Raw genomic sequence first — 24769 nt, 5'->3', positions numbered from 1 at the left:
GATTGCTCTTGTTGAAGACGGATCGATCGTAGAAATTGCGCCTCCCTATGGTCAAGTACCTACAATAAAGTCAGGTACTTACCAAAACGTATGTATTGTGTATTTACAGGGCATTCCCCGGAAATAAAAAATGAAGTCAAAGAAACCCTACAACTGCGGCATCGGGCCGGCATTCGACGTCATCGGCGGCAAATGGAAGGCCGTCATCCTCTGGGAACTGAACGCCCAATCCTTCCGCTTCGGCGAACTCAAGCGGCAGTTGCCCGACATCAGCGAAAAGATGCTGATCCAGCAGCTGCGCGAACTCGAAGCCGACGGCATCGTCCACCGCGAGGTGTTCCATGAAGTGCCGCCGCGCGTGGAATACTCCGCGACCAAGCTGGGCGTCACGCTCAACGAGGCACTGGGCCCGCTGGCCGACTGGGGCGACCGCAACGCCAAGCGCGTGCAGACCGCGCGCGCCAAGGCGGAGGCGGCGAAGTAGCCGTTGCCTTCGAACCGGAACGCAGGATGCCGTTGCTGAAGATTTCATCCGCCGTGCTGCTTGCCACGGCGGTGTCGTGGGGCCTTGCCCAGGCGCAACCGGTGTGCGCGCCCTCGCCCGTCTACATGGGGCCGCCGATGCGTTCGGCGCCCGACACGATCTGGCAAAAGGATTTCACGCGCTCCATCGACGGGGCGCTTCCGCCCGAACTGCAGGCATCGCTCGGCGCTGCGCTCGACAAGATGCTGCAGCACGTGCCCGCCGCCAGCGTGGCTGTGGCGATACCGGGCGAAGGTACCTGGTCGGCCACGCGTGGGCTGGCGCGCAAGGAGCCGCCGCAACCCGTCACGACCGCGCAGCCCTTCCAGGTCGCGAGCACCGCCAAGACGCTCACGGCCGCGGTCGTGCTGCAGCTGGTGGAAGAACGCAAGCTCAAGCTCGGCGACACCGTCGAGCGCTGGTTTCCCGATGCGCCGAATGCAGCGCTCATCACCATCGAGCAACTGCTGCGCCACACCAGCGGCCTCGTGAGCTTCAACGCCCTGCCCACGTTCGGCACGGCCTACAGGACGCCGGCTGAGATCATCGCGCTCGGCACCGCGCAGAAGCCGCAGTTCTGCCCCGGCACCAGCTGGAGCTATACCAACACCGGCTACGCGATGCTCGGCGTGATCGTCGAGAAGGTCGAAGGCGCGCCGCTTGCGGACGTGCTCGCGAAGCGGCTCATCCGGCCGCTGTCGCTCACGCACACGGTCATGCGCAAGCCGGGCGTCGAGCTGCCGGTGGCAACAGGGCATGCGGCGGGCCGGCCGGTCGATGCGCCCGACCAGTACGCCACGCCTTATGCGGCCGGCGCGCTGGCCTCGACGGCCGGCGACATGGTGCGCTTCTGGCATGCACTGCTGGCCGGTCAGGTACTGCCCGAGGCGGCCGTGCACCGCATGTTCACGGGCATGCCAGCCATGCTCGGCCCCTATGCGGGGAGCAATTCTTTCTACGGCATGGGCGTACAGCTGTACGACGTGCCCGACGGCCCCGGCCTGATGCTGGGCCACAGCGGCGGCATCGAGGGCTTCACCAGCGTCGTCGCGTATGTGCCGGCGGACGATGTGTACATCGCCGTGTCGTTCAACGAGAAAAACGTGCCGGCCGAAGCCGGCCTGTGGGCACTGCTGCGCGCGCTGCGGGCGTACCGCGTGCTGAACTGAACCGGACCCGAACGCCGCGCGGGCTCAGTCGGCCCAGCCGGTCTCGATCTCGGTCTTCACCTCGGTCATGAGCTTGTGCACCGGGCACTTGCCCGCCACGCGCAGCAGTTCGTCGCGCTGCGCCTCGCTCAGGTCGCCGCTCACGCGCAGGCCGGACTTCAGGCGGTAGACGCCCTTGCGCTCTTCGCTGTCGTCACGATCGACCACCACCTCGATGTCTTCCACCGGAATGCCCTTGCGGCGCGCATAGATCAGCACCGTGAGCGCCTTGCAGGCCGCCAGCGATGCGTCGTACAGATCGTGCGGCTCGGGGCCGGCGTCGCTGCCGCCGCCGGCCGGCGAGGCATCGACCGGGATCTCGTGGTTGCGGATCTTGAGGATGTGGCGCGTGCCGGTGGTGCCGTCGCGGCGGATCGAGATCGTCATGCGGATGTCCTTGGTGAGAGGTTGCGATTCAGGAGGAGAGCGGCTTCACGTACAGGATGGTCGTGAAGCCGCTGTGCCATTCGAGATCGGGGTAACGGTCGGCCTCGCGGTAGCCGAGTGCGAGGTAGAAGCCCTGGCTCTGCGTGTTGAAGGTGTCGGTCTCCAGCCGCGCGAGCGCCACGCCGCCGGCGCGCATGCCGTCTTCCGCGAAGGCCATCAGCGCGCGTGCGATGCCGCGGCGCTGCTGGGCGGCCGGCACATGCAGCGCATGCACGAAGTCGTGCTCCCAATGGACCATGCCGACCACCTCGCCGTCGATCTCGGCGACGAAGAAGGCCGGGCCCATTTCGTCGATGTAGCCCACCGGTTCGCCGCTCTCGCGGTAGGTGCGCGCGGCCTCGGGCGTGAGCTGCGGCAGCCAGGTGCTCGCGAAGGTGTCGTCGAGGATGGCCTTGACGACGTCGAAGTCGTCCAGCCGCCAGGGCCGGATGACGATGTCGGGAACGTCGCGGTTCGTGCTCATCGGTCCACCGCCAGCGTCAGCGTTTCCTTGATTTCCTCCATCACCACGTAGCTGTGCGACTCGGCCGCCACCGGCAGCTTCTTGAGGATGTCGCCCAGCAGGTGGCGGTATTCGCTCATGCCGCTCAGGCGCGCCTTCACCAGATAGTCGAAGCTGCCCGACACCAGGTGGCATTCGAGCACCTCGGGCATGTGCAGCAGCTCCTGCTTGACCTTGTCGAACACGTCGCCGGACTTGGCCGACAGCTTGATCTCGACGAACACCAGCAGCGTCTTGCCCAGCGCCTCCGGCGACACCCGTGCGTGGTAGCCGGTGATGACGCCGTCGCGCTCCATGCGCTTCACGCGCTCCGCGCAAGGCGACGCCGACAGGCCGATGTGCTCGGCCAGTTCGGTCATGGAAATACGGCCCTGGCGCTGCAGGACATCGAGGATTCGGCGGTCGATTCGGTCGAGTTCGGGCATTTCACTTCGCAGGGCGGCTTGGGCGATCTTCGGCAGTGTATTTCACTGCCAAATCTCCAAAAACAATGGAATCCACGGCATTGTGCACTTTAGATTCCATTCATTCCACTCGAATTGGCGAATACACCATGAAAGTCATCGTTCTCGGCGGCGGCGTGATCGGCACCACCACGGCTTACTACCTCGCACGCTCCGGCGCCGAGGTCACCCTGCTCGACCGGCAGGACGGCCCGGCCGAGGAAACCAGCTTCGGCAACGCGGGCCAGGTGTCGCCCGGCTACTCCACGCCGTGGGCCGCGCCGGGCATTCCGCTGAAGGCCATCAAGTGGATGTTCAAGAAGCATGCGCCCCTGTCGATCCGCCCCGACGGCACGTTGTTCCAGCTGCGCTGGATGGCCGCCATGCTGCGCAACTGCTCGCCCGAGGCGTATGCGGTGAACAAGGAACGCATGATGCGCGTGGCCGAATACAGCCGCGGTTGCCTGCAGCAACTGCGCGCCGATACCGGTCTGCAATATGAGCAGCGCACAGGGGGCACCTTGCAGCTGTTCCGCACCCAGGCCCAGCTCGACGCGGTGCAGCGCGACATCGCGGTACTCGAAGAGTGCGGCGTGCCTTATGAGCTGCTGGACCGCGACGCCCTCGCGAGTGTCGAGCCCGCGCTGGCCGGCGCGCGCGACCGCCTCACCGGCGGCCTGCGTCTGCCCAACGACGAAACCGGCGACTGCCACCTGTTCACCCGCGGCCTCGCCGAAATCGCGCGCGGCCTGGGCGTGGACTTCCGCTTCGGCCAGACCATCGCCGGCCTGGAAACCGACGGCAGCCGCATCACCGGCGTGCGCACCACCACCGGCAAGATCCTCACGGCCGACCGCTACGTGATGGCCTTCGGCAGCTACTCGCGCGCCGCCATCGCCTCGCTGGGCCTGGACATTCCGGTGTACCCGGTCAAGGGCTATTCGCTGACGGTGCCGCTGCTGGACGAGTCGCTCGCGCCGCAGTCGACCGTGCTCGACGAGACCTACAAGGTGGCCGTCACCCGCTTCGACAACCGCATCCGCGTGGGCGGCATGGCCGAGTTGGGCGGCTTCGACCTGCGCCTGAACCCGGCCCGCCGCGCCACGCTCGAGAAGGTCGTGACCGACCTGTTCCCGGGCGGCGACGTGCCGCGCGCCACCTTCTGGACGGGCCTGCGCCCGATGACGCCCGACAGCACGCCGATCGTGGGCGGCACGCGCTATGCCAACCTGTTCCTCAACACCGGCCACGGCACGCTGGGCTGGACCATGGCCTGCGGCTCGGGCAAGCTCATCTCCGACATGGTGATGGGCCAGCGCCCCGAGATCCGCACCGACGGCCTCGCGATGGACCGCTACGAGCAGGGCCCGTCGCGCGCCTCGCGCCCGAGCCCCGCCACCGCACACGCCTGAGCGGCGCGGCGGCGCGCGGGCTCCTGCGGGCACTGGCGGTTCAGGCCGCCTTCGCGATCGGAATCACCGCGGCGTTCATGCCGCGGTATACCTCCGCTTCACCGTGCTTCGCCAGCAGTTGCATCAGGTGCTTGCGGATCAGCATGCCCGGCTTGTCCGACTCCATCGAATACTCCACGCCACGCCGACGCGTATCGACCAGCGCATCGGGATCGGTCGATTCGAGAATGTCCTTGTCTTCCCGCGTCACCGCCTCGTCAAAGTCGATCAGCATCTGCGCCGCGCAATCGGCCTCGGTGTCGTTGCGGAACAGCCATTGGCACAGCTGCATGCGCCCGTCGTCGATGGGCGTGAAGCAGTTGATGATGATGTGGCGCACGCCGCTCGGGTACTCGATGTCGAGCCGGCGCGAGAACGGCAGGAAGTAGGCGTTGCGCATGTGGCGCGTGGTGATCGGGTCGGTCACGCCGCTGATCGCGTGAAACTTCACCGGGTTCGTGGCCTCGATCACCGTCTCGGCGTAGAAGCCCGATTCGTTTTCCACCAGCTCGTACTTGCTCGGCTTCGGGCTCGCGGCCACGCCGAAGGTGGCGCGGTGCACGAAGCTGAAGTGCGAGTTGTCGAAGGAGTTTTCCAGCGCGCGCATCGGGCTGGTCTGCCACTCCTCGTAGAACTGGAAGATGGTGCGATAGCCCGGGTCGTCGAATTCGGGAATCGCCGGAATGTCGGCGATCGGATCTTCCAGCGCCACCCAGGCATAGCCATAGCGCGCGGCGCAGTGATAAGCCGTGGTGCGGTATTCGGGCGAGATCTTGCGGTCGGCGTCGTACTGCGGAATACGCACCACCTGGCCGCTGCGGTCGTAGGTCCAGCCGTGGTAGCCGCACTGGATAGCGCCGGTACCGCAGGCCTGGCCTTCGCCGTCCACGCACCAGCCCTTGGACAGCTTCGCGGTGCGGTGGCAGCAGCGGTCGCGCAGCGCGGCCGGCTGGCCGTCGGCATCGATGAAGAGAACGATGTCTTCGCCCAGCAGCCTGAAAGGCTTCGGGCCGTGGGCCAGTTCGGTCAGCGGCATGACGGCATGCCAGAACTTGCGGAAGACGGGTTGTTGGGTGACGAGCATGCGCGGACTCCTTCTGTGGTCGTGTGGGGACGAACTGAAAGAGCAATTTCCTGCCATGGACGGATGCCCGCCGGATGGCTGAACGCTTCTACTCTGCGCAAGCTGCCTTGCAAGTTGCGCGCCCGGATTGTGCCGCAGAACCCCTTGGCATGTCTCGTGCATCAACCGGCACAAGAGTAGAAGCGTTCAGCAGCGCACGCACCATCCACGTGCGCCCGCCCGGAAATTGCTCTTGAAACGCCTTCTGCCTTGCGGCGGAGGGATTCAAGACCCGAAGACTCCGAGGCCCCACATGCAACGCCGATTCTTTCTCGCGGCCGGCACTGCCGCCCTTGCCCCCATCGCCGCGCCGTCCGTGTTCGCCCAGGGCGGAGGCGGCAAGCTCACGCCGCTCAAGTTCACGCTCGACTTTCGCATCAACGGGCAGACCGCACCCTTCTTCCTTGCGCTGGCCAGGGGCTACTACAAAGACGAAGGTCTCGACGTGAGCATCGATACCGGCGCGGGCTCGGTCGCCTCCATCACGCGCATTGCCAGCGGTGTTTACCAGCTGGGGCTGGGCGACATCAGCTCGCTGGTCGAGTTCAACGCGCAGAACCCGGGCACACCGATGGTGCAGGCCGTGTACCAGTACTACAACCGTGCACCATTCGTGATCATCGGCCGCAAGGACCGCGGCGTCACCGCCGACTTCAAAAGCCTCGCGGGCAAGAAAGTGGCTGCCGCAGCCGTCGAATCGACCCGGCGCGCCTGGCCGATGGTGGCGCGCAAGCAGGGCATGCGCGCCGATGCCTTCCAGTGGCAGACCACCGACTTCAGCGCGCGCGACAACGTGATGGTGCGCGGCGACGTCGATGCCGCCACCTACTTCCACGACTCGGCCGTGTCGCTGTTCGCGCGCATGAAGCCCGAAGAACTGTCGGTGCTCAAGTACGCGGACGCCGGCGTCAACCTGTACGGCAACGCGATCCTCGCGAGCAGCAACCTCGTCGCGCAGAACCCGAAGGTGGTGGCCGCTTTCCTGCGCGCGAGCAACCGCGCCATCGTCGAGACCTTTGCCAACCCGGGGCCGAGCATCGCGGCCATGCGCCAGCGCGAACCCATCCTCGACGAGAAGATCGAACTGGAGCGCTGGGGCATCACGGCGCAGTACGTGGGCGCGGGGGACACGCGCGGCCACGGCCTTGGCGATATAAAGAAACTCACGCTCGAGCAGCAGGTCGACGAAGTGGCCGATGTCTTCGGCCTCAAGATCAAGCCTGCGTCCGACGCCATCTTCAACACTTCAATGCTCCCATCGCGCAGCGAACGCTCCCTCCCCAAGGCATGAACTTCCTCAGCAGCAACAACAACACCACCTATCCCGCCGAAACCACGCTCGACGAGCGCGACGGCCGTTACCTGCGCAAGGCCATCGTGTGGTCGCACGCGGCGCGCCGACGGGGCAACCGGCCGTTCGGTTCGGTCATCGTCTCGGCGGCCGGCGAAGTGCTGGCCGAAGCCGGCAACAGCAACATCGAGACCGGCGACTGCACCGCCCATGCCGAGGTCAACGCACTGCGCGCGCTGGCCGGGCGCAACATCTCGCGCGAAGAGCTGGCGGGCGCCACGCTCTATGCCTCGGGCGAGCCCTGCGTGATGTGCGCGGGCGCGATCTTCTGGTCGAACATCGGCCGCGTGGTGTTCGGCATCGATGCCGAACGCCTGCGCGTGTTCCGTGGCGAGCGGCAGGACCAGCGCGACGCCGAGCTGTCGTGCCGCGACGTGTTCCGCGCCTCGCCGCATCCCATCGAATGCATCGGCCCTGCGCTCATCGATGAAGCCACCGCCGCCCACGACGGCGCCTGGAAATAAGATCCGCCCCGCGCCGGGGGCACCACCTGAGGCCCGGCCAAGCCGGTTCCTCGGTGTTTCCCGAGGAGGCACAACTACTAGACTCGCCGCATGCCCTGGCACGCCCGTCTCCATCTCGCCTACACACAAGAAGCCGCCCGCACCGTCGCCCGCTTTCGCCATGACGGTCCGCTGCGTATCCTGCAGAGCCTCTACCCCGAAGGCGACACCGTCTGCCACAACGTGCTGGTGCATCCGCCGGGCGGGCTGGTGGGCGGCGACACGCTCGACATCGACATCGAGGCCGCAGGCGGCAGCCACGGCCTGATCACCACGCCGGGCGCCTCGCGCTTTTATCGTTCCGAAGGCGAGCTGGCGCTGCAGCGCACGCGCATCCGCCTGGCGGCCGGCGCGCGGCTCGAGTGGCTGCCGCTCGAAGCCATCTGCTACAGCGGCTGCCGGGCCGAGAACCGCCTGAACATCGAAGTGGCGCCCGGCGCCGAGCTGATCGGCTGGGACGTCAGCGCGCTCGGCCTGCCCAACGCCAGCCAGCCCTTCGAGCGCGGCACCTACCTGCAGCACATCGAAGTGCCGGGCGTGTGGCTGGAGCGCGGGCGCATCGACGCGGCCGACCACCGGCTGCTGCAGAGCCCGCTGGGCCTGGGCGGCCATCGCTGCATGGCGTCGCTGTTCTTCGTGACCGGTTCGCCGCTGGCGCGCGCGCGTCGCGACGCGCTGCTGGCGCACGCACGCGCCTTGCTCGAAGCCGGCCCGCTGCGTGACAGCGCGGGCGCCACCAGCCCGCATGCCGAAGTGGTCGTGCTGCGCGTGCTGGCGCCCGTGGTCGAGCCCGCAATGCAGCTGCTGCGCCAGGTGTGGCAGGCATGGCGCGGCGAGCTGTGGCAGTTGCCGGGCGCCACGCCGCGGATCTGGGCGACCTGACCGGGCGCCCCGGAGGCCCACAACGCAATTGACCGCGTTGACCGCGCCCGCGTGCGTATGCGCCACAACGGCGGCCTTGGCAAGCGAGCAAGCACCTAGCCGCATCGACACATCCAGCTGAACTTGTTGGCCGTACTCAGACAGCGCCGGCCCCGGGGCCGCGCGAGTCGTTCGTGCCCATTCCAACATTTTCACTACCGAGGTGACGTCGATGAGACTGTCCAAAACGCCTGTTCAGGCCTGTGTTTTCGCGCTCAGTGCGGTCGCCGCCGTCGGCGCATTCGCCTCCAGCCACCGCGAGGCGCCCTCGATCGCGGGGATGCCCAAGCTGGACGGCACCGACTTCTACATGTTCCGCAGCTACGAGCCCAACCGCCAGGACTTCGTGACGCTGATCGCCAACTACCAGCCCGACCAGGGCCCGTACGGCGGCCCCAACTACTACACGATGGACCCGAACGGTCTGTACGAGATCCACATCGACAACACCGGCAGCGCCATGGAAGCGCTGACCTTCCAGTTCCGCTTCACCAACACGCTGCGCGACATCCAGCTGCCGATCTCGGGCAAGCAGGTCTCGATCCCGCTGGTGCAGGCCGGCCAGATCTCCGCGCCCAACCAGGCCACGAGCAATCTGCGCGAGACGTTCACGCTGACCATCGTGCGCGGCGACCGCCGCAAGGGCCAGGCCTATGCCATCACCAACGCCGCCAACGGCAACAGCGTGTTCGACCGGCCGACCGACAACATCGGCGAGAAGACCTTCGGCGGCCCGAACGGCTATGCCGCCTACGCCGCCCAGCAGATCTACAACATCAACATCCCGGGCTGCGCCGCGGGTGGCCGCGTGTTCGCGGGCCAGCGCCAGGACCCGTTCGCGGTCGCGCTGGGCCAGGTGTTCGACCTGATCAACCTCAACCCGCTCGGCTCGACCAGCGCCTACGGCGCCGGCACGCTGGCCACGCGCAACGTCAGCACGCTGGCGCTCGAGGTGCCGACATCGTGCCTCACCGCGGGCGGCACCGGTCCGATCATCGGCGGCTGGACGACGGCCAGCGCGCGCCAGGGCCGGTTGATCGCCAGCCCGCCCAAGAGCGGCCACGGCACCACCACGCTCAACGGCGGCGCCTGGGCCCAGGTCTCGCGCCTGGGCATGCCGCTGGTCAACGAAGTGGTCATCGGCCTGAGGGACAAGGACACCTTCAACAGCTCCAAGCCGATGGACGACGGCCAGTTCGCCACCTACGTGACCAACCCGACGCTGCCGGCGCTGATCCAGACGCTGTACCCCAGCGCGCCGGCGCCGACGAACTTCCCGCGCACCGACCTGGTGGCGGCCTTCCTGACGGGCATCGACGGGCTGAACAAGCCCGCCAACGTCAAGGCCTCGGAAATGCTACGGCTGAACACCAGCATCGCTCCCACCGCGATGGCGAACCAGAGCAACCTCGGCGTGGCCGGCGGCGACAACGCGGGCTTCCCGAACGGGCGCCGCCCGGGCGACGACGTGGTGGACATCGAGCTGCGCGTGGCCATGGGCGCGCTGTGCGTGCTGACGGGCGCCAACGACACGCTCAAGGTCGGCTGCAAGCCCAGCGATGCACCGGCGGGCGGCGCGGCCATCACCGATGGCGCGCTGCAGAGCCCCTCGCAGTTCCCGGCCGCGTTCCCGTACCTGAACACCCCCCTGCCCGGCGCCGTCAACGCCGCGGCGGCACCGTGAACGGGGAGCACGGCATGAACCGGAACATCCATCGTATCGGCGGCGCCCTGCTGCTGGCCGCGGCCCTTGCAGGCTGCGGCGGCGGAGGTGGCGGCGGGGGCGGGTTCTATCCGTTCCCGATCGGCGGCAACAACCCGCCGCAGAACCAGCCGCCCGCACAGGCCGACGCCTACGACCTGTTCATCGCGTATGTGCAGGCGATGGTCGCCACCATGCTCGACTCGAGCGAACCGGCCAACGTGGCGGCCTTCGACCCGCCGCCGACGTCGGAGACCAAGGAACCGGTCGCCACGCAGTAGCACCGACATGCGCCGCATCGCATCCGCGACAGCATGGGTGGCAGGCGCCGCGCTCGCGCTGGCCGCCCTGGCGGCGCATGCGGTGCCGCGCGTGCCCGCCAGCGACGACGAGGTGGTGGAGACACTGCCCGTCGTCGCCGGCTGGTCGGGCGAGCAACGCCGGCTGCGCCGCGAGCTGGCGCAGCGCCCGAACGACGAGGCCACGGCCATCGCCGCGGCCTCCACCTACCTCGAGCTAGCGCGCGAACAGGGCGACGCACGCTACGCCGGCTACGCCATGGGCGCGCTGCAGGCCTGGGAAGCCACGCCACCGGCCCAGACCCCGCCGGCCGTGCTGGTCATGCGCGCCACGGTCGCGCAGTTCCTGCATGATTTCGACGGCGCCGAGGCCACCCTCAGGGTGGCGCTCGCCAGGCGCCCCAACGATGCGCAGGCGTGGATCACGCTGGCCACCATTCTTCGCGTGCGCGGGCGCTACAACGAATCCGACGCCGCTTGCCGCTCGCTCGGGCGAACGGGCCCGGCCTTCTACGGCGTGGCCTGCCTCGCGGAAAACGCCGGGCTGCGCGGCAACCATGCCGACGCCCGGCAGGCACTTCAGGCCCTGCTGGCGGACCCCGTGCTGCGCGATGCGGACAAGGCCGGCACGCGCCAGTGGCTGCTGACCAGCATCGCCGAAGTCGAGGAGCTGGCGGGCCGCCAGGCCGAAGCCGACGCGGCCTACCGCAAGGCCGTGGCGGCGCAACGCTCGGGCTATCTGCTGCTGGCCTACAGCGACTATCTGCAGCGCGTCGGGCGCCATGCCGAAATCCCGAAGCTGCTGGCCAACGAGGCGCGCAGCGACGCGGTGCTGCTGCGGCTGGCCATTGCAGGCGCCGCCGCGCGCGACACGAGCGCCCAGGCCGAGGCCGACGAACTGCGCCAGCGCTTCGAAGCCGCCGCGCTTCGCCCCGGCACCACCGCGCTGCATGCGCGCGAAGAAGCCATGTTCGCGCTCGACGTGCAGAACGACCCGAAGCGCGCGCTCGAACTCGCGCGCCTGAACGTCAGGCTGCAGCGCGAGCCCATCGACCTGCTGGTGTTCGCGCGGGCCGCCTCGGCCGCCAACGACATCGCCGCACGCGGCGAAGTGAAGGCACTGATGCAACAGATCGGACTGAAGGATGCGCGTGTCGATGCAACGCCTTGAACGCGCCGCCCTGGCCGCGCTCGCCATGCTGATGCTGCTCGCGCTGCTCTTCGGCGCGGCGCCGGCCCACGCCCACAAGGCAAGCGACGCCTACCTGCAATTGAAACGCACCGGCGACACGATCGACCTGCGCTGGGACATCGCGCTGCGCGACCTCGACGCGATGCTCGACCTGGACAGCAACGCCGACCGCAAGCTCAGCTGGGGCGAGGTGCGCACGCGCCTTGCGGACATCCGCGCCTATGCGCTGGCACGCCTTCGCCTGCAGCAGGGCCAGTGCGTGCTGGCAGAGGCGCAGGCGCCGGCCGTCGAAGACCGCATCGACGGCGCCTACCTCGTGCTGCGGCTGCAGGCGCCATGCAAGGCGGGCGCTGCGCTGGACATCGACTACCGCCTGTTCCGCGAAGTCGACCCCACGCACCGCGGCCTGCTGCGCATGGAGGCGGAAGGCGGCGCGCAGCCCACGGTGCGCTCGCTCGATCCGTCGGCCGGGCCGGTGTCGGTGCCCTGGCCGGGGAGCGACGTCGCAGCAAGCGCCGATGCGGCAAGGCAGGCCGACGGCAGCTTCTTTCGCGACGGCATCCACCACATCCTCATCGGCTACGACCACATCCTGTTCCTGATCTGCCTGCTGCTGCCCGCCGTGCTGCGCCGGCGCGAAGGCGGCTGGGAGCCGGTGCTCGGATGGCGCGAAGCGGTGTGGCCGATGCTGGGCATCGTCACCATGTTCACCATCGCGCACTCGATCACGCTGGCGCTGGCGGGGCTGAAGATCGTGACCATCTCGCCGCGCATCATCGAGCCCGGCATCGCGATCACCATCATGCTGGCCGCCATCGACAACATCCACCCGGTGCTGCGCGGGCGCCGCAAGCTCTTCAGCTTCCTGTTCGGGCTGATCCACGGCTTCGGCTTCGCGGGCGCGCTGGCCGAGCTCGACCTGCCGCTGCGCGACTTCGTGATCGCGCTGCTGCAGTTCAACCTGGGCGTGGAGGCCGGCCAGCTGATGGTCGTGGCCGTGGTGCTCGTCGCGCTGCTGGCGCTGCGCAACTGGCAGCGCTACCCGCCGCTGGTGCTGCGCGGCGGCTCGGCGCTGGCGGTGCTGCTGGCGGCCATCTGGCTCGGCGAGCGGGTGTTCGACATCAAGGTGCTCCCTTTCTCCTGAAACGCATGTGTAGGCGCCGTCTGACGGACAGCTGCGCCGCAAAAGTGCACGCTGGTCCTTTTGCTCCACCGGACGAGAAGGACCGACCATGTCCGCAGACGACATCACGGACCCGGACCCGCAACGACAGCTGCACCGGCGCCTGGCCCGGTTCAACGCCGCGCGGTTGAAGCCGGGGATTCCTTCCCTCCAGTGGCGCGAAGAACTCGCGCGCGAGCACGAACATCGGCTGCTGGAAGGCGACTTTCTCGAATCGTTGCGCAGCCAGGTGCAGGCGGCCGCCTGCGCCTCGGCCGGCAACGCGGACCACTTCGCGAACTGGTTCGAAACGCTGGAGCACACCGGCCCCGGCCAGCACCACCCGCTGTTCGACTGGCTGGCCGAAGAGGCCACGCTGGCGCAGATGCGCTGGTTCCTCACGCAGGAGGCCGCGGGCGAAGCGGGCTTCGAAGACCTGCTGGCCTGCACCCAGGTCAAGCTGCCGCCGCGGCCCAAGCTCGAATGCGCGCGCAACTTCTGGGATGAGATGGGCCACGGCAAGCAAAGCGCCATGCACGGCCAGATGCTCGAGCACATGGTGCGCGAACTCGAGCTGCACCCGGCCATCGACACCACGGTGTGGGAATCGCTCGCGCTGGCCAACACGATGGTGGGCCTTGCGACCACGCGGCGCTATGCGTACCACGCGGTCGGCGCGCTCGGCGTGATCGAGCTCACCGCGCCGGGGCGCGTGAAGCAGGTGGCGGCCGGCATGCGCCGCCTGGGCCTGAGCGGCCGCGCGCGGGCCTACTTCGACCTGCACGCGGCGCTCGATGTGTCGCACGCGCGCGCATGGCTGCGCGAAGTGATCCGGCCGCTGGTCGAGGACGACCCGGCCTGCGGCCAGTTCATCGCCGAGGGCGCGCTGATGCGGCTGGCCTGCGGCGAGCGTTGCTTCGCGCGCTATGCGGCCGAGCTGCAGATCGAGGAGGCCGCCGCATGCTGAATGCCGCCGGCGTGCTGCGCCAGGTGGCGGCCACGGGCTATCGCTTCACCACCGTCACCCCTCTCACCCACCAGCGCGTGCTCGCGCGGCGCGGCCGCGAACCGGGCACGACGCTGCGGGATGTCTTCGGCTGGAACCTCCCGTTCGAAGCAGGCGCGTTGCCGCCCGGACTGCTGGCCGAGATGGAACAGGCCGGCATCGTGCGGCGCAACGGCTCGCTGCTGCGCAGCACCGTGCGCATCGCCAGCCTCGGCGACGACCTGTTCTTTCACTCGGCCTACCCCACGGTGGAAGAGAACGCCGTGTTCTTCGGCCCCGACACCAGCCGCTTCGCGCGCTTCGTCGGCCATGCCCTGCAGGAGCGCAAGCCCCGCGGTCCAGGCCCGCTGCGCGTGCTGGACATCGGCTGCGGCAGCGGGGCCGGCGGCATCGTCGCGGCGCGTTCGCTGGCCGATGCCGGTGTGGCGTCGACCGTGGTCATGAACGACATCAACCCGCTCGCCCTGCGCTACACCAGCGTCAACGCGGAGGTGGCCGGCGTCCCGGTGACGCTGGCGCAGGGCGATGCGCTGTCGGCGGTGCAAGGCGCGTTCGACCTCATCATCTCCAACCCGCCCTACCTCGACGACGCCGCGCAGCGCGCCTACCGGCACGGCGGTGCGCGCCTCGGGCGGGCGCTGGGTGCGCGCATCGCGGCGGAATCGCTGAAGCGGCTCGCGCCGGGCGGACAACTGCTGCTGTACACCGGCGTGGCGATGGTGGACGGCGAAGATCCCTTCATCGCCGAGCTGCAACCGCTGCTCCAAGCCTCGGGCTGCGAATGGTCGTACACGGAGATCGACCCCGACGTGTTCGGGGAAGAGCTCGAGCGGCCGGTGTACGCGCACATCGACCGCATTGCCGCCGTCGGGCTCGTCGCCAGCCGTGCGGCGGAGGCCGCACCGTAGTGGCCGCCGAACTCGACATCGGGCCCGACGCGCGCCGCCTGTCGCAGGTGCGCGAATGCAGCCTGCTCGAACGCATGCCCAAGTGGCTCATCTGCGTGCCGCTGGTGGTGCAGTGGCTGTGGCTGTCGGTGCGCCACGGCGGCGCCACGGTGCCCTCGGCGGCCAACCCGAATCTCACGTCGGGCGGCCTGGTGGGCGAAGGCAAGCTCGAATACTTCGAAGGCATGGGGCCGCTCGCGCGCGCCCTCACCGCCGACCACTGCGCGGTGCGCAACGACGACGCCGCCACCGAGCCCGCGCTGCGCCAGACCATGGAACGCAGCGGCCTCGGCTTCCCGCTGGTCGTCAAGCCCAACCTGGGCCTGTGCGGCTACGGCGTGCGACTGCTGCACGACATGGCCGCGCTGCAGGCCTACCTGGCGGTGTTCCCGCGCGACGAGACCGTGGTGCTGCAGCGCTACCTGCCGCAGGAGGGCGAAGCCGGCATCTTCTACGCGCGCGACCCGGTGACGGACGAAAGCCGCATCATCGGCCTGGCGCTTCGCTACTTCCCGCGCGTGACGGGCGACGGCCGCAGCACCGTGGCCGAACTCATCGCGGCGGACACGCGGGCGCGGCGCATCGCGCGGTCGCCGCGCCATGAATGCCGCGTGCCGTCGGGCAGCGTGCCCGCCGCCGGGCAGCATGTGCGGCTGGCCACCATCGGCTCGACCCGCGTCGGCGGGCTCTACCGCAACGGCGCGGCGCTGGCCACGCCGGAACTCGTGCGCGCCATCGATGCGGTCGCGCGCGACATGCCCGCCTTTCACTTCGGCCGCTTCGACGTGCGCTTCGACAGCCTGCGCGAACTGGCCGCCGGACGCGGCTTCACCATCATGGAGATCAACGGCGCGGGCTCCGAGGCGATCGAGGCCTGGGACCCCGACATCGGCGTGCTGCAAGGCTTTCGCATGATCTTCGCCAAGCAGCGGCTGCTGTTCGCCATCGGCGCGGCGCAGCGCAGGAACGGCGTGCGGCCCATCGGGCTGCTCGCGCTCGCACGGCTCAACCGGCGACAGAACCGCCTGGTCGACCGGTACCCGCCCTCCAACTGAGAGATCGCATGCAGACGGAAACCATCGCCACGCACGCCTTTTTTTCAACCCGCCCGCCGCACCGGGCCGCCGACACGCACGCGCATGCGCATCCACCGGTGCTGGAAACGCGCTGGGCCGCCAACGAGGACGAGGTGCGCGATGCCCAGCGCCTGCGCTTTCGCGTGTTCGCGCAGGAGATGGGTGCGCACCTGACACCGCCCGAAGGCACGCCGCCCGGGCTCGACGCCGACCGCTTCGACCCCTTTTGCGACCACCTGCTGGTGCGCGCCGTCGACCCGGTGCACGGCCCCGGCCCGCTCATCGGCACCTACCGCGTGCTCACGCCCGATGCGGCGCGGCGCGCGGGCGGTTTCTACACCGACACCGAGTTCGACCTGACCCCGCTCACGCCGCTGCGCGCGGGCGCGCTGGAGCTGGGCCGCTCGTGCGTGGACGCCGAATGGCGCTCGGGCAGCGTCATCATGGCGCTGTGGACCGCGCTGGGGCAGTACATGGTCGAGCACCGGCTCGACACCATGATCGGCTGCGCCAGCATCGGCATGGAAGACCACGGCCTGACCGCCGCGCGGCTGTGGCACCGGCTGTGCCGCACGCACCTGGTGGAGCAGCGCTGGCGCGTCGAGCCGCGCATCGCGCTGCCGCTGGACACCGACGCGGAGGCCGATGCCGACAGCGACACCGCGCCGCCCGCGCCGCCGCCGCTCATCAAGGGCTACCTGCGCTGCGGCGCGCGCCTGCTCGGGCCGCCCGCGCTCGACGTGGCCTTCAATACCGCCGACCTGCCGATGATGCTGCGGGTGGACGACGTGGCGCCGCGCTACCGCCAGCACTTCTTTGGCGCGTCTTTTGGCGTGTCCACGTGAGGCTGGCCGCACGCTCGCGGCGCGCACTGGCCTCGGTGGTGGCGGCGCAGTTCCTGAGTTCGCTGGCCGACAACGCGCTGCTGATCGTTGCCATCGACCTGCTCATGCAGCGCCACGCGCCGGGCTGGATGACGCCGGCGCTGCGGCTGTTCTTCTACCTTTCCTACGTGCTGCTGGCCGCCTTCGCCGGCGCGGCGGCCGACGCCGCGCCCAAGGGCCGCGTGCTGATGGCCACCAACCTCGTCAAGCTCTGCGGCTGCGGCCTGCTGCTGTGGCATGTGCAGCCGCTGCTGGCCTACACGCTGGTCGGCCTGGGCGCGGCGGCCTACTCGCCGGCCAAGTACGGCATCCTGCCCGAGCTGCTGCCGCAGGACGCGCTGGTGGGCGCCAACGGCTGGGTCGAGGCAACCACGGTGCTGTCGATCCTGTTCGGCGTGGCGCTCGGCAGCACGCTGGTCGGCAGCAAGCAGGCGCTGATGGCGATCGGCGCGGTCTATTTGCTGGCCGCGGCGTGCACGCTGGCGATTCCGCACAGCCCGGCGCGCAACCGCGCGGCACTGGCGCACCCGGGCGTGCTGCTGCGCGACTTCAGCCATTCGCTGGCCCTGCTGTGGCGCGACCCCGACGCGCGCATTTCGCTGGCCGTTACCAGCCTCTTCTGGGCGGCCTCCGCCACGCTGCAGTTCCTGGTGCTGCGCTTCGCCGCCGAACGGCTGGGGCTGACGCTGTCGCAAGGCGCGCTGCTGCAGATCGCGGTGGCGCTCGGCATGGCGATGGGTGCGCTGGGCGCATCGCGCTGGTTCCCGCTGCCGCGCGCCCTGCGCGCGCTGCCATTGGGCATCGTGCTGGGCGCAGTGGTGCTGCTGATGACGCTGGTCACGCATCTCGTGGTCGCGGCGGTGCTGCTGGTGGTGATCGGCGCCTTCGCGGGCCTCCTGCTGGTGCCGATGAACGCGCTGCTGCAAAGCCGCGGCCTGCTGCGCATGAACCCGGGCCAGTCGATCGCTGTGCAGAACTTCAACGAAAGCCTGGCCTCGCTGGCGATGCTGGGGGTGTACGGCGCGCTGATCTATTTCGATGCGCCTTTGCTGCCCACGCTGGCGGGCTTCGGCGGCTTCCTGGTGCTGGCCATGGGCGGCATCACCGTCTGGTCGCGGCGCCTGGGGCCGGCGCGCGCTGCGCTGGCGGCGCAGAACGTGTAGCCGGATACTCTTTTGGAACCACTCACTGACGAGCGAAGCATGCAACTCCCGAAGTCCGCACTCATCCCTTGGCTGATCCTCGGTGCAACGCCCGTGCTGGCGCAGATCAACGCCGGCAACCTGCCTCCCACCCCCTCGCCTCCCTTCAAGCTCACGAAGGTCGCGCAGTTCGATCTGCCCTGGCGCATCGCCTTCCTGCCGGACGGACGCATGCTGATCACCGAGAAGATCGGCAGGCTGTATCTGGCGACCCAGTCCGGGCAGAAGCTCGAAGTCACCGGCGTGCCGCCGGTGCTGTACGAGAACCAGAACGGCCTGCTCGGCGTGTACCTGGCGCCGTCCTTTTCGAGCGATGGGGCGATCTACCTGACCTACTCGGAACCCGGACAGATCCGGGGCACATCCAGCCTGGCGCTCGCCCGCGCGACGCTCAAGATCGGCGCCGGCACGGCCTCGCTGGAGGATCTGAAGGTCATCTGGCACGACCCGGTCAAGGGCAAGGGAGGCCAGGTCGGCGCCGCCGTGGCCTTTTCGCCCGACCAGAAGTTTCTCTTTCTCACGGCCGGCGACCGGCAGCGCTTCACGCCGGCCCAAGACCCGAACCAGCCGGCCGGCAAGATCCTGCGGCTGACCCTGGACGGCAAGCCCGCACCCGGCAACCCGATGGAGGGCAAGACCGGCGCACGGTCGGTCCCGGTGATCGATCCGCCGAGAGACACGGAGGCCGCCAAGACCGCGCCGGTCGTGCGCACCTATGTTTTCGACGGCCCCAACCTGACACCGTCCGAGACATGGAGCTCGGGGCATCGCACGCCCTACGGGCTGGCGTTCGCGCCGGATGGCCGCCTTTGGGAGCTCGAGCATGGCCCGCGCGGCGGCGACGAACTCAACCTGATCGAGCCGGGCAAGAACTACGGTTGGCCGCTCGTCTCCTATGCGGTGAACTACGACGGCGTGCCCATCGCCAGCCCCGACACGCGCCCCGATCTCGTCAAGCCGGTGATCTACTGGACGCCCGTGCTCGCGCCCGGCAACCTGATGTTCTACAGCGGCGCGATGTTTCCGCAATGGAAGGGCTCGGCGTTCGCGACCGGCCTCGTCAGCCGCGCCCTGCACCGCATCGAAGTGCACGGTGCGACCGCGACACCGGCGGAGCACTGGACGGTCGGCTTTCGCGTCCGCGCCGTCGAGCAGGCGCCCGATGGCGCGCTGTGGCTGATCGAGGACGACCACGAGGGCGGCCTGTACCGGCTCACACCGAACTGATCGCGCCGGCGCGCGGGCGGGCAGGCCGCCCGAGTGCCGCGATCAGGCCAGGGCCGTGCCGAAAGTCGCCAGCAGGCGTGCCCAGGCGCGTTCGGCCTGAGCGGCGTCGTAGACCTGTGTATCGGGCGGGCACCACCCGTGAGCTGCCGGGTACACCTCCACTTCGGCCGCCAGCTTTGCGCTGTCGAACGCGGTGCGCAGCGCAACCTTGGCTTGAGGATCCTTGGCGTCGTCGTTCTCGGCCACTGCAACCAGGTAACGCGCCTGGGTCTGGGCCACCAGGCGATGGGGGCTGTCGGGCGCCGCGGTCACCATGGCGGCGCCGTGGAAGGTTCCGACGGCACCCACGCGCCCGGGTGTTCCGACGGCCGTGCGCACCGCGATCGGGCCGCCCATGCAATAGCCGGTGGTGCCCAGCTTGCGCGCCTTGTCCACTTCTCGCTGGGCGTCGAGCCAGGCCACGAAGGTTTTGCCGTCGCTCAGGTGCATGGCCGGCGTCAGGGCCTGCATCAGCGGCATCACTTCGGCGATCGGCGTCTGGCCGCCCTGCGCCGCGGTGGGCGCCTTCTTCTGCCTGTAGAAGGGGTTCACCACCAGCACGCTGTAGCCCGATTCGGCCAACCGACGCCCCATCTGCCTGAAGGCTGGGCGAAGACCGAACACGTCGGGCCACACCAGCACGCCGGGTGCCGAACCCGCCGTGGGTGCGACAAAGTACGCGTCGCAGCTGCCGTCGGGCGTGGTGATGCTCACCTCGCGCTCGGCAACGGCCACGGCGTTCGCCACGCTGGGCAACGCGGTCAGCAGGCCGGCGGATGCGGCCCAGGTACCGAAGTCGCGGCGGGTGTACTTCTTGAGCTCTTCCTGGTCGTTCAGATCACACACGTTGGTTTACCTCGTTAGTAGGAACACGTCGAACGTCAGCTTGTGCCACGAATCGGGAAGGCTCGCAAGGAGCGACCTTTTCCCCCTGCCGCAAGAGGTACCGTGCTCACAAGTTCTTTCGTCTGCTGGTGTGCCGACTATCGGGGCCACAGCGCCTGGAAGTCGAACGAAAGCTGACGTTGATGGCGAATCGAGAGCAGGTACACCGTCCCCTTGATCCTCGCGTACAACACCAGGTAGTGCGTCATCACGTACTCGCGCAGCTCACCGTCCTTGTCGAGCGTGCCGAGTTGTCTGGTCAGGCGGTCGATCCCGTTGGCAACCTCGACCGAGCGAGCAGGCCGCGCCAGGAACAAGCGCCCCATGCCGGGAAAGCTCTCCAGGTTGGGAATGACGGTGTCCGTCAGTTCGTCCAGCAACGCATCGAAGGCATGCGCAGCCTCGGCTTCGACCAGGAAAGCTTCGAGCTCTTCAAGGTTCCGCTCGAAATTGCCCGTGAGTTGGAGGGTGTGCTTGGCACTCACCATGAAAGCCGTTTTTATCCGGCAGCCTTGGCGCGGCGACGTTTGATGGCGTTCAGGGCGCGGTGCGCATCTTGGACCTTGCCTGCTGCGACATCCGCGAGGCCTTTGCTGGCATCGTCAATCAGCAGCAGGTGGATTTTTTCGCGCTCGAGCTGGTGGTAGTAGTCCAGCCGTCGGGCGTCGATGAGGGCCACGTAGCTCTCACCGTTCTTGGTGATGATCTTCTCGACACCGGCCTTCACCTGGTCGGCCAGCTCAGACAGGTTCGCCCTGGCTTGCGACAGCGGAATCACGTCACCGGCAGAGATAGCCATGTTGGGCCCCTCAGGTTTGTACAAAATTCTGCACATCATACGCGCCCAAAAGCAGCCCACGAAAGGACGCCAAGGCCACTTTTTGGAAGCTCATGAATGACACGCACATGACCCCGGGCAGCCCCGATTCGACCGGGGAAGCGGGCAGGATATGAAGAGATTCGTTTACAGTCCCGCACCAACCGCTTCACGACCAGCCGCCAGAGTGAACTTCAGAAAATCTGCCAACAGCCTGGTTGTTCGCCTGCTCGTGATGGGCCTCTTGATGGCGATTCTTGGAACCGCCGCCAGTTACATCCAACTCACCCGCTTCCTGCGGGAAGACCTGACCCGGTCGGTGGCGGTGCAGCAGACGGCGCTGGCCGACTACGTGGCCCGCGATGTCGACAACTACCTGGGCGAGCGGCTCTCATTTCTCGAACGCCTGGCGGCCACGCTGCCGCCCGAACTCCTGACCCAACCCGGACGGCTTCGGCCCTGGCTGGAAGAACGCAGCGCGCTCAGCGCCCTCTTCCCGCTCGGCCTGATGGTCGCCGACGCCACGGGCAAGCGACTCGACGGCGCGGGACAGCTCGCAACGGAGGGTTCGGAATTCGAAGCCGCGCGCGACGGCCAACCCGCGCTGGGCCGTGCGCAGGCGGCTTCCTCCGGCCACTCGATACTGCCCATGGCCGTGCCGGTGCGCGACGCCGCCGGACGCGTGGCCGCCGTGCTGCTCGGCACCGCGGACCTCTCGGCCGACGGCCTGCTCGACCATCTGCAGCGCGGGCGCGTGGGCCAGGACGGCGGCATCCTGGTGGTGTCGCCGCGCGACCGCATCTTCGTGGCCTCCACGGACCTCACCATGTCGCTCACACCGACCCCGCCGGAGGGCGTGAATCCGCTGCATGACCGGGCCATGGCCGGCTTTCGCGGCAACGGGACGACGCGCAACGCCAAGGGCATCGAGGAGATCTCCGCCATCGCATCGGTGCCGAACAGCGGCTGGTTCGTGGTGGCGCGGCTGCCGGTGGCGCAGGCGCTGGCGCCGGTGGGGCGCATGCAGACCTTCATCCTGCAGCAGCGCGCGCCCGCGGTGGCGATGGTGCTGATCGTGATCGGCCTGATCATGACCTGGCTGCTGCGCCCGCTGCTGCGCGCCGCCGACCAGGCCGACCGCATGACCCGCGGCGAACTCGCGCTCACGCCGCTGCGGGTGGTGCGCAACGACGAGATCGGCCACTTGACGCAGGCCTTCAACCGGCTGCTGGCCAAGTTGCACGACAACCAGGAAGCGCTGGCCCGCCTGGCCCACCACGACACCCTGACCGGCCTGCCCAACCGCAAGCTGCTGGACGACCGGCTCCAGCAGGCGCTGGTGCGGGCCAGGCGGCATTCGCACCGGGTGGCCGTGCTCTATCTCGACCTCGACGGGTTCAAGACACTCAACGACACGCTCGGCCACGAGGCGGGCGACCAGGCCCTCAGGGAAATCGCGCACCGGCTGCAGGCGCTGGTGCGACAGACCGACACGGTGGCGCGCATCGGCGGCGACGAGTTCGTGCTGCTGGCCGCCGACTTCGAAGACCCCGCGGAACAGAGCGCCCTGGCGCTGGCGCGGCGATGCATCGAGGCCATCGCCCAGCCGCTGCAGGTGGCGCAATCGAAAACCGTGATCGGCGCGTCGATCGGCATCGCCCTCGGCAACGGCGGCGAAACGCCGCAAGACCTGCTGGCCGCGGCCGACAAGGCGATGTACCGCGCCAAGCAGAACGGGCGCGGCAGCTATGTCGTGGCCGCTCAGAACGTGTAGCGCGCGCTGACCCGCACGCTGCGCGGCTCCATCGGGTGGATGTGGCGGTCGTTCACGCCGCCGTTGCAAGTGCCGCCCGCCACCTCGCCCGCGGTGCACGAGGCGTAGTAGTACTCGATGTCGTTGCCCTTGCGCCCCGCCAGGTTGAACACGTCGAGCCCCAGGGTCAGGTGCTTGTCGACCGCGTAGCGGGCGCCGAAGTTCAGCAGCGTGCTGGCGCGCGAGCGCACGCTGTTCAGCGTGTCGAGCGCGCGCGGGCCCATGTAGCGCAGCCGCAGCGACGCGGTCCACGGGCCTTCGATGTAGGTGATGCCGGCCGCCAGCACGCGCTCGACGGCGTTGTCGATGTAGTTGCCTTCGCCTTCGGGCGCCGCGCCCTTGAAGCGGGCACGCGACACGGCGGCGTCCACCTCGAGCCGCCAGGCGCGGTCGAACTTCCAGCGCAGCGTGGCCTCGAGCCCGCGCCGCGTGCTCGCGCGGCCCGGCTCGGTGGTGCCCGCGTCGCCGACATAGACCAGCTCCGAGGCCAGGTCGAGCTTCCACAGCGCCACCGTGGCGGTGAGGTCTTCGTCGGGCTGGAAGCGCCAGCCGATCTCCGCGCCGCGCCCCTTCACCAGCGCGGGTACGCGGTCGGCCGGCAGGCCGCTGCGCGGGTCGGTGCTGATGACGGCGCCGCGCACGTCGTTGCTGTGGAAACCTACGCCCGCGTTGAGGTAGAACTCGTGCGCCGGCGTGAGAGAGAAGGCCAGGCCGAACTTGGGGCTCAGCTGCGAGTCGTGGCCCTTGCCGCTGTTGAGCGGGCCATACACCGGCTCGCGGCCCTGCACGTTGTAGCGCAGCGCGTCGCCGCGCAGGCCCACGTAGCCACGCCAACGGTCGCTGAAGTTGACCAGCTGCTGCCCGTACACGGAGAACAGATCCTGCGAGACCTTGTCGTTGCGCACGGTGCCCAGGCGCTGGCGCGCCTCGGTGTCGTACAGGCCGACCTCGCCGATGCGGTCGCCGCGCCATTGTGCCCCGAAGCTCAACAGACCGTCGAGCCCCGCGATCTTGTTGGCCATCGCGTGCGAGCCCTGCGCGCCGAAGATGCGGCGGCGGTCGGTCTGCTCGAACTGGTCGCCGTTCACCGGGTTGTTGAGGAAGTAGGTGAAGTCGGAGAACAGGTCGAAGCGGTAGTCGATGGCGTAGGCGCTGAACTCGGTGTCGCCGTTCGGCCCCTTGTCGAACCACTTGCCCGACAGGCTGATGCGCTGGGTCTTGCCGCCGTCGGTCGGGTTCAGGCTGCCGAAGCGCGGCAGCTCTCCGCTGTCGATCAGCCGCTCGGGCACCTGGTCGGTCGAGGTCCACTGGCTCTTGTAGGCCATGGCGGTGACGCTAAAGCCGCGCGTCTGCGAGCCCTGCGAATAGCGCAGCACGGCGTTGGCCTTCTTCAGGTTCTCCGGCACGTTCCAGGGGCCGTTGTTGCCTTCGAGCTCGATGGCGCCGAGCCAGGTCTGGTCCTGCACGGTGTGCGAGCCCGCGGCCAGCAGGCGGCGAAAGTCGTGCGAGCCCGCGGTCACTTCGGCAAAGGGCGACTCGAGCGCACTGAAGTAGTCGAGCGACGCGCTGCCCGCGAGCGAGAAATCGCCGCTCTGCGCGAAGTACGGGCCCTTTCGGTAGCGCACGCCCGACACCAGTTCGGGAATCAGGAAGTTCAGGTCGGCATAGCCCTGGCCATGGCCGTGCGTGGGCATGTTGACCGGCATGCCGTCGACCGTCACCGCGAAGTCCGTGCCGTGGTCGAGGTTGAAGCCGCGCAAGAAATACTGGTTGGCCTTGCCGTCGCCCGAGTGCTGCGTGGCGACCACGCCGGGCACCGCCTCGACGATGTCACCGGGCCGCAGCTTGGGCCTGGACTGGAAAGACTCGCGCTCCACCGCGCCCTCGCTCGCGCTGTCGGCCGTGCCGATGGCCGCATCGCGCGGGCCGACGATCTGGATCTCCGGCAGATGGCTCTGCTGTGCACAGGCCGCCGCGCTGCCGAACAGCGCGCCGAGAAGCCAGGGCCGCGGGAGGCGCGAAGACGCGCGGGATGAGAGGTTCATT

The 24769-nt window shown here is 68.8% G+C and carries 25 protein-coding genes; 17 read left to right on the top strand and 8 right to left on the bottom strand.

The window, feature by feature from the left end; all coding sequences use genetic code 11:
- Positions 1–130 precede the first annotated feature (130 nt).
- Both L3V85_RS35695 and L3V85_RS35690 read left to right on the top strand, forming a co-directional pair.
- Positions 131–484: a winged helix-turn-helix transcriptional regulator gene (locus tag L3V85_RS35695; protein WP_237677266.1), complete on the top strand. Its 354-nt coding sequence runs from the start codon at positions 131–133 to the stop codon at positions 482–484.
- A 26-nt stretch (positions 485–510) separates the two neighbouring features.
- On the top strand, positions 511–1692 hold the full coding sequence (locus L3V85_RS35690; RefSeq protein ID WP_237677265.1) for a serine hydrolase domain-containing protein: 1182 nt from the start codon (positions 511–513) through the stop codon (positions 1690–1692).
- Between the two features lie 24 nt (positions 1693–1716).
- Here L3V85_RS35690 and L3V85_RS35685 read toward each other — a convergent pair whose 3' ends face one another.
- The 3 genes from L3V85_RS35685 to L3V85_RS35675 are packed head-to-tail and all read right to left on the bottom strand — an operon-like array spanning position 1717 to position 3105.
- Positions 1717–2118: an OsmC family protein gene (locus L3V85_RS35685; RefSeq protein WP_106938091.1), complete on the bottom strand. Its 402-nt coding sequence runs from the start codon at positions 2116–2118 to the stop codon at positions 1717–1719.
- A 28-nt stretch (positions 2119–2146) separates the two neighbouring features.
- Positions 2147–2641 (bottom strand): GNAT family N-acetyltransferase, encoded by a 495-nt coding sequence (locus tag L3V85_RS35680; protein WP_237677264.1) that lies wholly within the window; start codon positions 2639–2641, stop codon positions 2147–2149.
- Positions 2638–3105: a winged helix-turn-helix transcriptional regulator gene (locus L3V85_RS35675; RefSeq protein ID WP_237677263.1), complete on the bottom strand. Its 468-nt coding sequence runs from the start codon at positions 3103–3105 to the stop codon at positions 2638–2640. Before L3V85_RS35675 ends, L3V85_RS35680 begins: the two co-directional genes overlap by 4 nt.
- 128 nt (positions 3106–3233) lie before the next feature.
- Here L3V85_RS35675 and L3V85_RS35670 point away from each other — a divergent pair, with 128 nt between their 5' ends.
- Entirely contained in the window at positions 3234–4535 is a 1302-nt protein-coding gene (locus tag L3V85_RS35670; protein ID WP_237677262.1) for a D-amino acid dehydrogenase, read from the top strand.
- A 40-nt stretch (positions 4536–4575) separates the two neighbouring features.
- Here L3V85_RS35670 and L3V85_RS35665 read toward each other — a convergent pair whose 3' ends face one another.
- The gene (locus tag L3V85_RS35665; protein WP_237677261.1) at positions 4576–5658 is read right to left on the bottom strand and encodes an aromatic ring-hydroxylating oxygenase subunit alpha; all 1083 of its coding nucleotides are present in this window, start codon (positions 5656–5658) and stop codon (positions 4576–4578) included.
- A gap of 292 nt (positions 5659–5950) precedes the next feature.
- Here L3V85_RS35665 and L3V85_RS35660 point away from each other — a divergent pair, with 292 nt between their 5' ends.
- The 13 genes from L3V85_RS35660 to L3V85_RS35600 all read left to right on the top strand — a co-directional run bounded on the left by L3V85_RS35660 (position 5951) and on the right by L3V85_RS35600 (position 19169).
- The gene (locus tag L3V85_RS35660) at positions 5951–6988 is read left to right on the top strand and encodes an ABC transporter substrate-binding protein (RefSeq protein ID WP_237677260.1); all 1038 of its coding nucleotides are present in this window, start codon (positions 5951–5953) and stop codon (positions 6986–6988) included.
- Positions 6985–7512: a nucleoside deaminase gene (locus L3V85_RS35655; protein WP_237677259.1), complete on the top strand. Its 528-nt coding sequence runs from the start codon at positions 6985–6987 to the stop codon at positions 7510–7512. Before L3V85_RS35660 ends, L3V85_RS35655 begins: the two co-directional genes overlap by 4 nt.
- A 90-nt stretch (positions 7513–7602) precedes the next feature.
- Complete coding sequence (locus tag L3V85_RS35650) at positions 7603–8433, top strand: urease accessory protein UreD (RefSeq protein ID WP_237677258.1); 831 nt, start codon at positions 7603–7605, stop codon at positions 8431–8433.
- 211 nt (positions 8434–8644) lie between these two features.
- Positions 8645–10156 (top strand): DUF4331 domain-containing protein, encoded by a 1512-nt coding sequence (locus L3V85_RS35645; protein WP_237677257.1) that lies wholly within the window; start codon positions 8645–8647, stop codon positions 10154–10156.
- 14 nt (positions 10157–10170) lie between these two features.
- Entirely contained in the window at positions 10171–10455 is a 285-nt protein-coding gene (locus L3V85_RS35640) for a hypothetical protein (protein ID WP_237677256.1), read from the top strand.
- A gap of 7 nt (positions 10456–10462) precedes the next feature.
- Positions 10463–11644, top strand: a complete 1182-nt coding sequence (locus tag L3V85_RS35635) for a hypothetical protein (protein ID WP_237677255.1) — start codon at positions 10463–10465, stop codon at positions 11642–11644.
- Positions 11631–12809 (top strand): HupE/UreJ family protein, encoded by a 1179-nt coding sequence (locus L3V85_RS35630; RefSeq protein WP_237677254.1) that lies wholly within the window; start codon positions 11631–11633, stop codon positions 12807–12809. The genes L3V85_RS35635 and L3V85_RS35630 overlap by 14 nt, the downstream gene beginning before the upstream one ends.
- Before the next feature lie 88 nt (positions 12810–12897).
- Positions 12898–13794: an iron-containing redox enzyme family protein gene (locus tag L3V85_RS35625; protein ID WP_237677253.1), complete on the top strand. Its 897-nt coding sequence runs from the start codon at positions 12898–12900 to the stop codon at positions 13792–13794.
- On the top strand, positions 13788–14741 hold the full coding sequence (locus L3V85_RS35620) for a methyltransferase (RefSeq protein ID WP_237677252.1): 954 nt from the start codon (positions 13788–13790) through the stop codon (positions 14739–14741). The genes L3V85_RS35625 and L3V85_RS35620 overlap by 7 nt, the downstream gene beginning before the upstream one ends.
- Positions 14741–15835: a hypothetical protein gene (locus L3V85_RS35615; protein WP_237677251.1), complete on the top strand. Its 1095-nt coding sequence runs from the start codon at positions 14741–14743 to the stop codon at positions 15833–15835. Before L3V85_RS35620 ends, L3V85_RS35615 begins: the two co-directional genes overlap by 1 nt.
- Positions 15836–15843: 8 nt before the next feature.
- Positions 15844–16701 carry a GNAT family N-acetyltransferase gene (locus L3V85_RS35610; protein WP_237677250.1) on the top strand — a complete coding sequence of 286 codons (858 nt, stop codon included), beginning with the start codon at positions 15844–15846 and terminating at the stop codon, positions 16699–16701.
- A complete protein-coding gene (gene lplT, locus L3V85_RS35605) occupies positions 16698–17903 on the top strand; it encodes a lysophospholipid transporter LplT (protein WP_237677249.1) in 1206 nt (401 codons plus the stop codon). The genes L3V85_RS35610 and lplT overlap by 4 nt, the downstream gene beginning before the upstream one ends.
- Before the next feature lie 39 nt (positions 17904–17942).
- A complete protein-coding gene (locus tag L3V85_RS35600) occupies positions 17943–19169 on the top strand; it encodes a PQQ-dependent sugar dehydrogenase (protein WP_237677248.1) in 1227 nt (408 codons plus the stop codon).
- Positions 19170–19211: 42 nt separating this feature from the next.
- On the opposite strand, the gene L3V85_RS35595 is transcribed toward L3V85_RS35600, so the two are convergent.
- The 3 genes from L3V85_RS35595 to L3V85_RS35585 all read right to left on the bottom strand — a co-directional run bounded on the left by L3V85_RS35595 (position 19212) and on the right by L3V85_RS35585 (position 20892).
- Positions 19212–20054 (bottom strand): dienelactone hydrolase family protein, encoded by an 843-nt coding sequence (locus tag L3V85_RS35595; protein ID WP_237677247.1) that lies wholly within the window; start codon positions 20052–20054, stop codon positions 19212–19214.
- A 137-nt stretch (positions 20055–20191) separates the two neighbouring features.
- Positions 20192–20581 (bottom strand): type II toxin-antitoxin system RelE/ParE family toxin, encoded by a 390-nt coding sequence (locus tag L3V85_RS35590; RefSeq protein WP_237677246.1) that lies wholly within the window; start codon positions 20579–20581, stop codon positions 20192–20194.
- 11 nt (positions 20582–20592) lie between these two features.
- The gene (locus L3V85_RS35585) at positions 20593–20892 is read right to left on the bottom strand and encodes a type II toxin-antitoxin system Phd/YefM family antitoxin (RefSeq protein ID WP_237677245.1); all 300 of its coding nucleotides are present in this window, start codon (positions 20890–20892) and stop codon (positions 20593–20595) included.
- A gap of 205 nt (positions 20893–21097) precedes the next feature.
- On the opposite strand from L3V85_RS35585, the gene L3V85_RS35580 reads away from it, so the two are divergent.
- Positions 21098–22684, top strand: a complete 1587-nt coding sequence (locus L3V85_RS35580) for a GGDEF domain-containing protein (RefSeq protein WP_237677244.1) — start codon at positions 21098–21100, stop codon at positions 22682–22684.
- On the opposite strand, the gene L3V85_RS35575 is transcribed toward L3V85_RS35580, so the two are convergent.
- Positions 22672–24768 carry a TonB-dependent receptor gene (locus L3V85_RS35575; RefSeq protein ID WP_237677243.1) on the bottom strand — a complete coding sequence of 699 codons (2097 nt, stop codon included), beginning with the start codon at positions 24766–24768 and terminating at the stop codon, positions 22672–22674. The two genes, L3V85_RS35580 and L3V85_RS35575, sit on opposite strands and share 13 nt — an antisense overlap.
- Between the last annotated feature and the right edge of the window lies 1 nt (position 24769).

This window comes from Variovorax paradoxus (assembly GCF_022009635.1).
In the GTDB taxonomy this organism is placed as follows: domain Bacteria; phylum Pseudomonadota; class Gammaproteobacteria; order Burkholderiales; family Burkholderiaceae_C; genus Variovorax.
The sequence above is the reverse complement of the archived record's forward strand: the minus strand, read 5'-3'. Positions and strand labels throughout refer to the sequence as shown.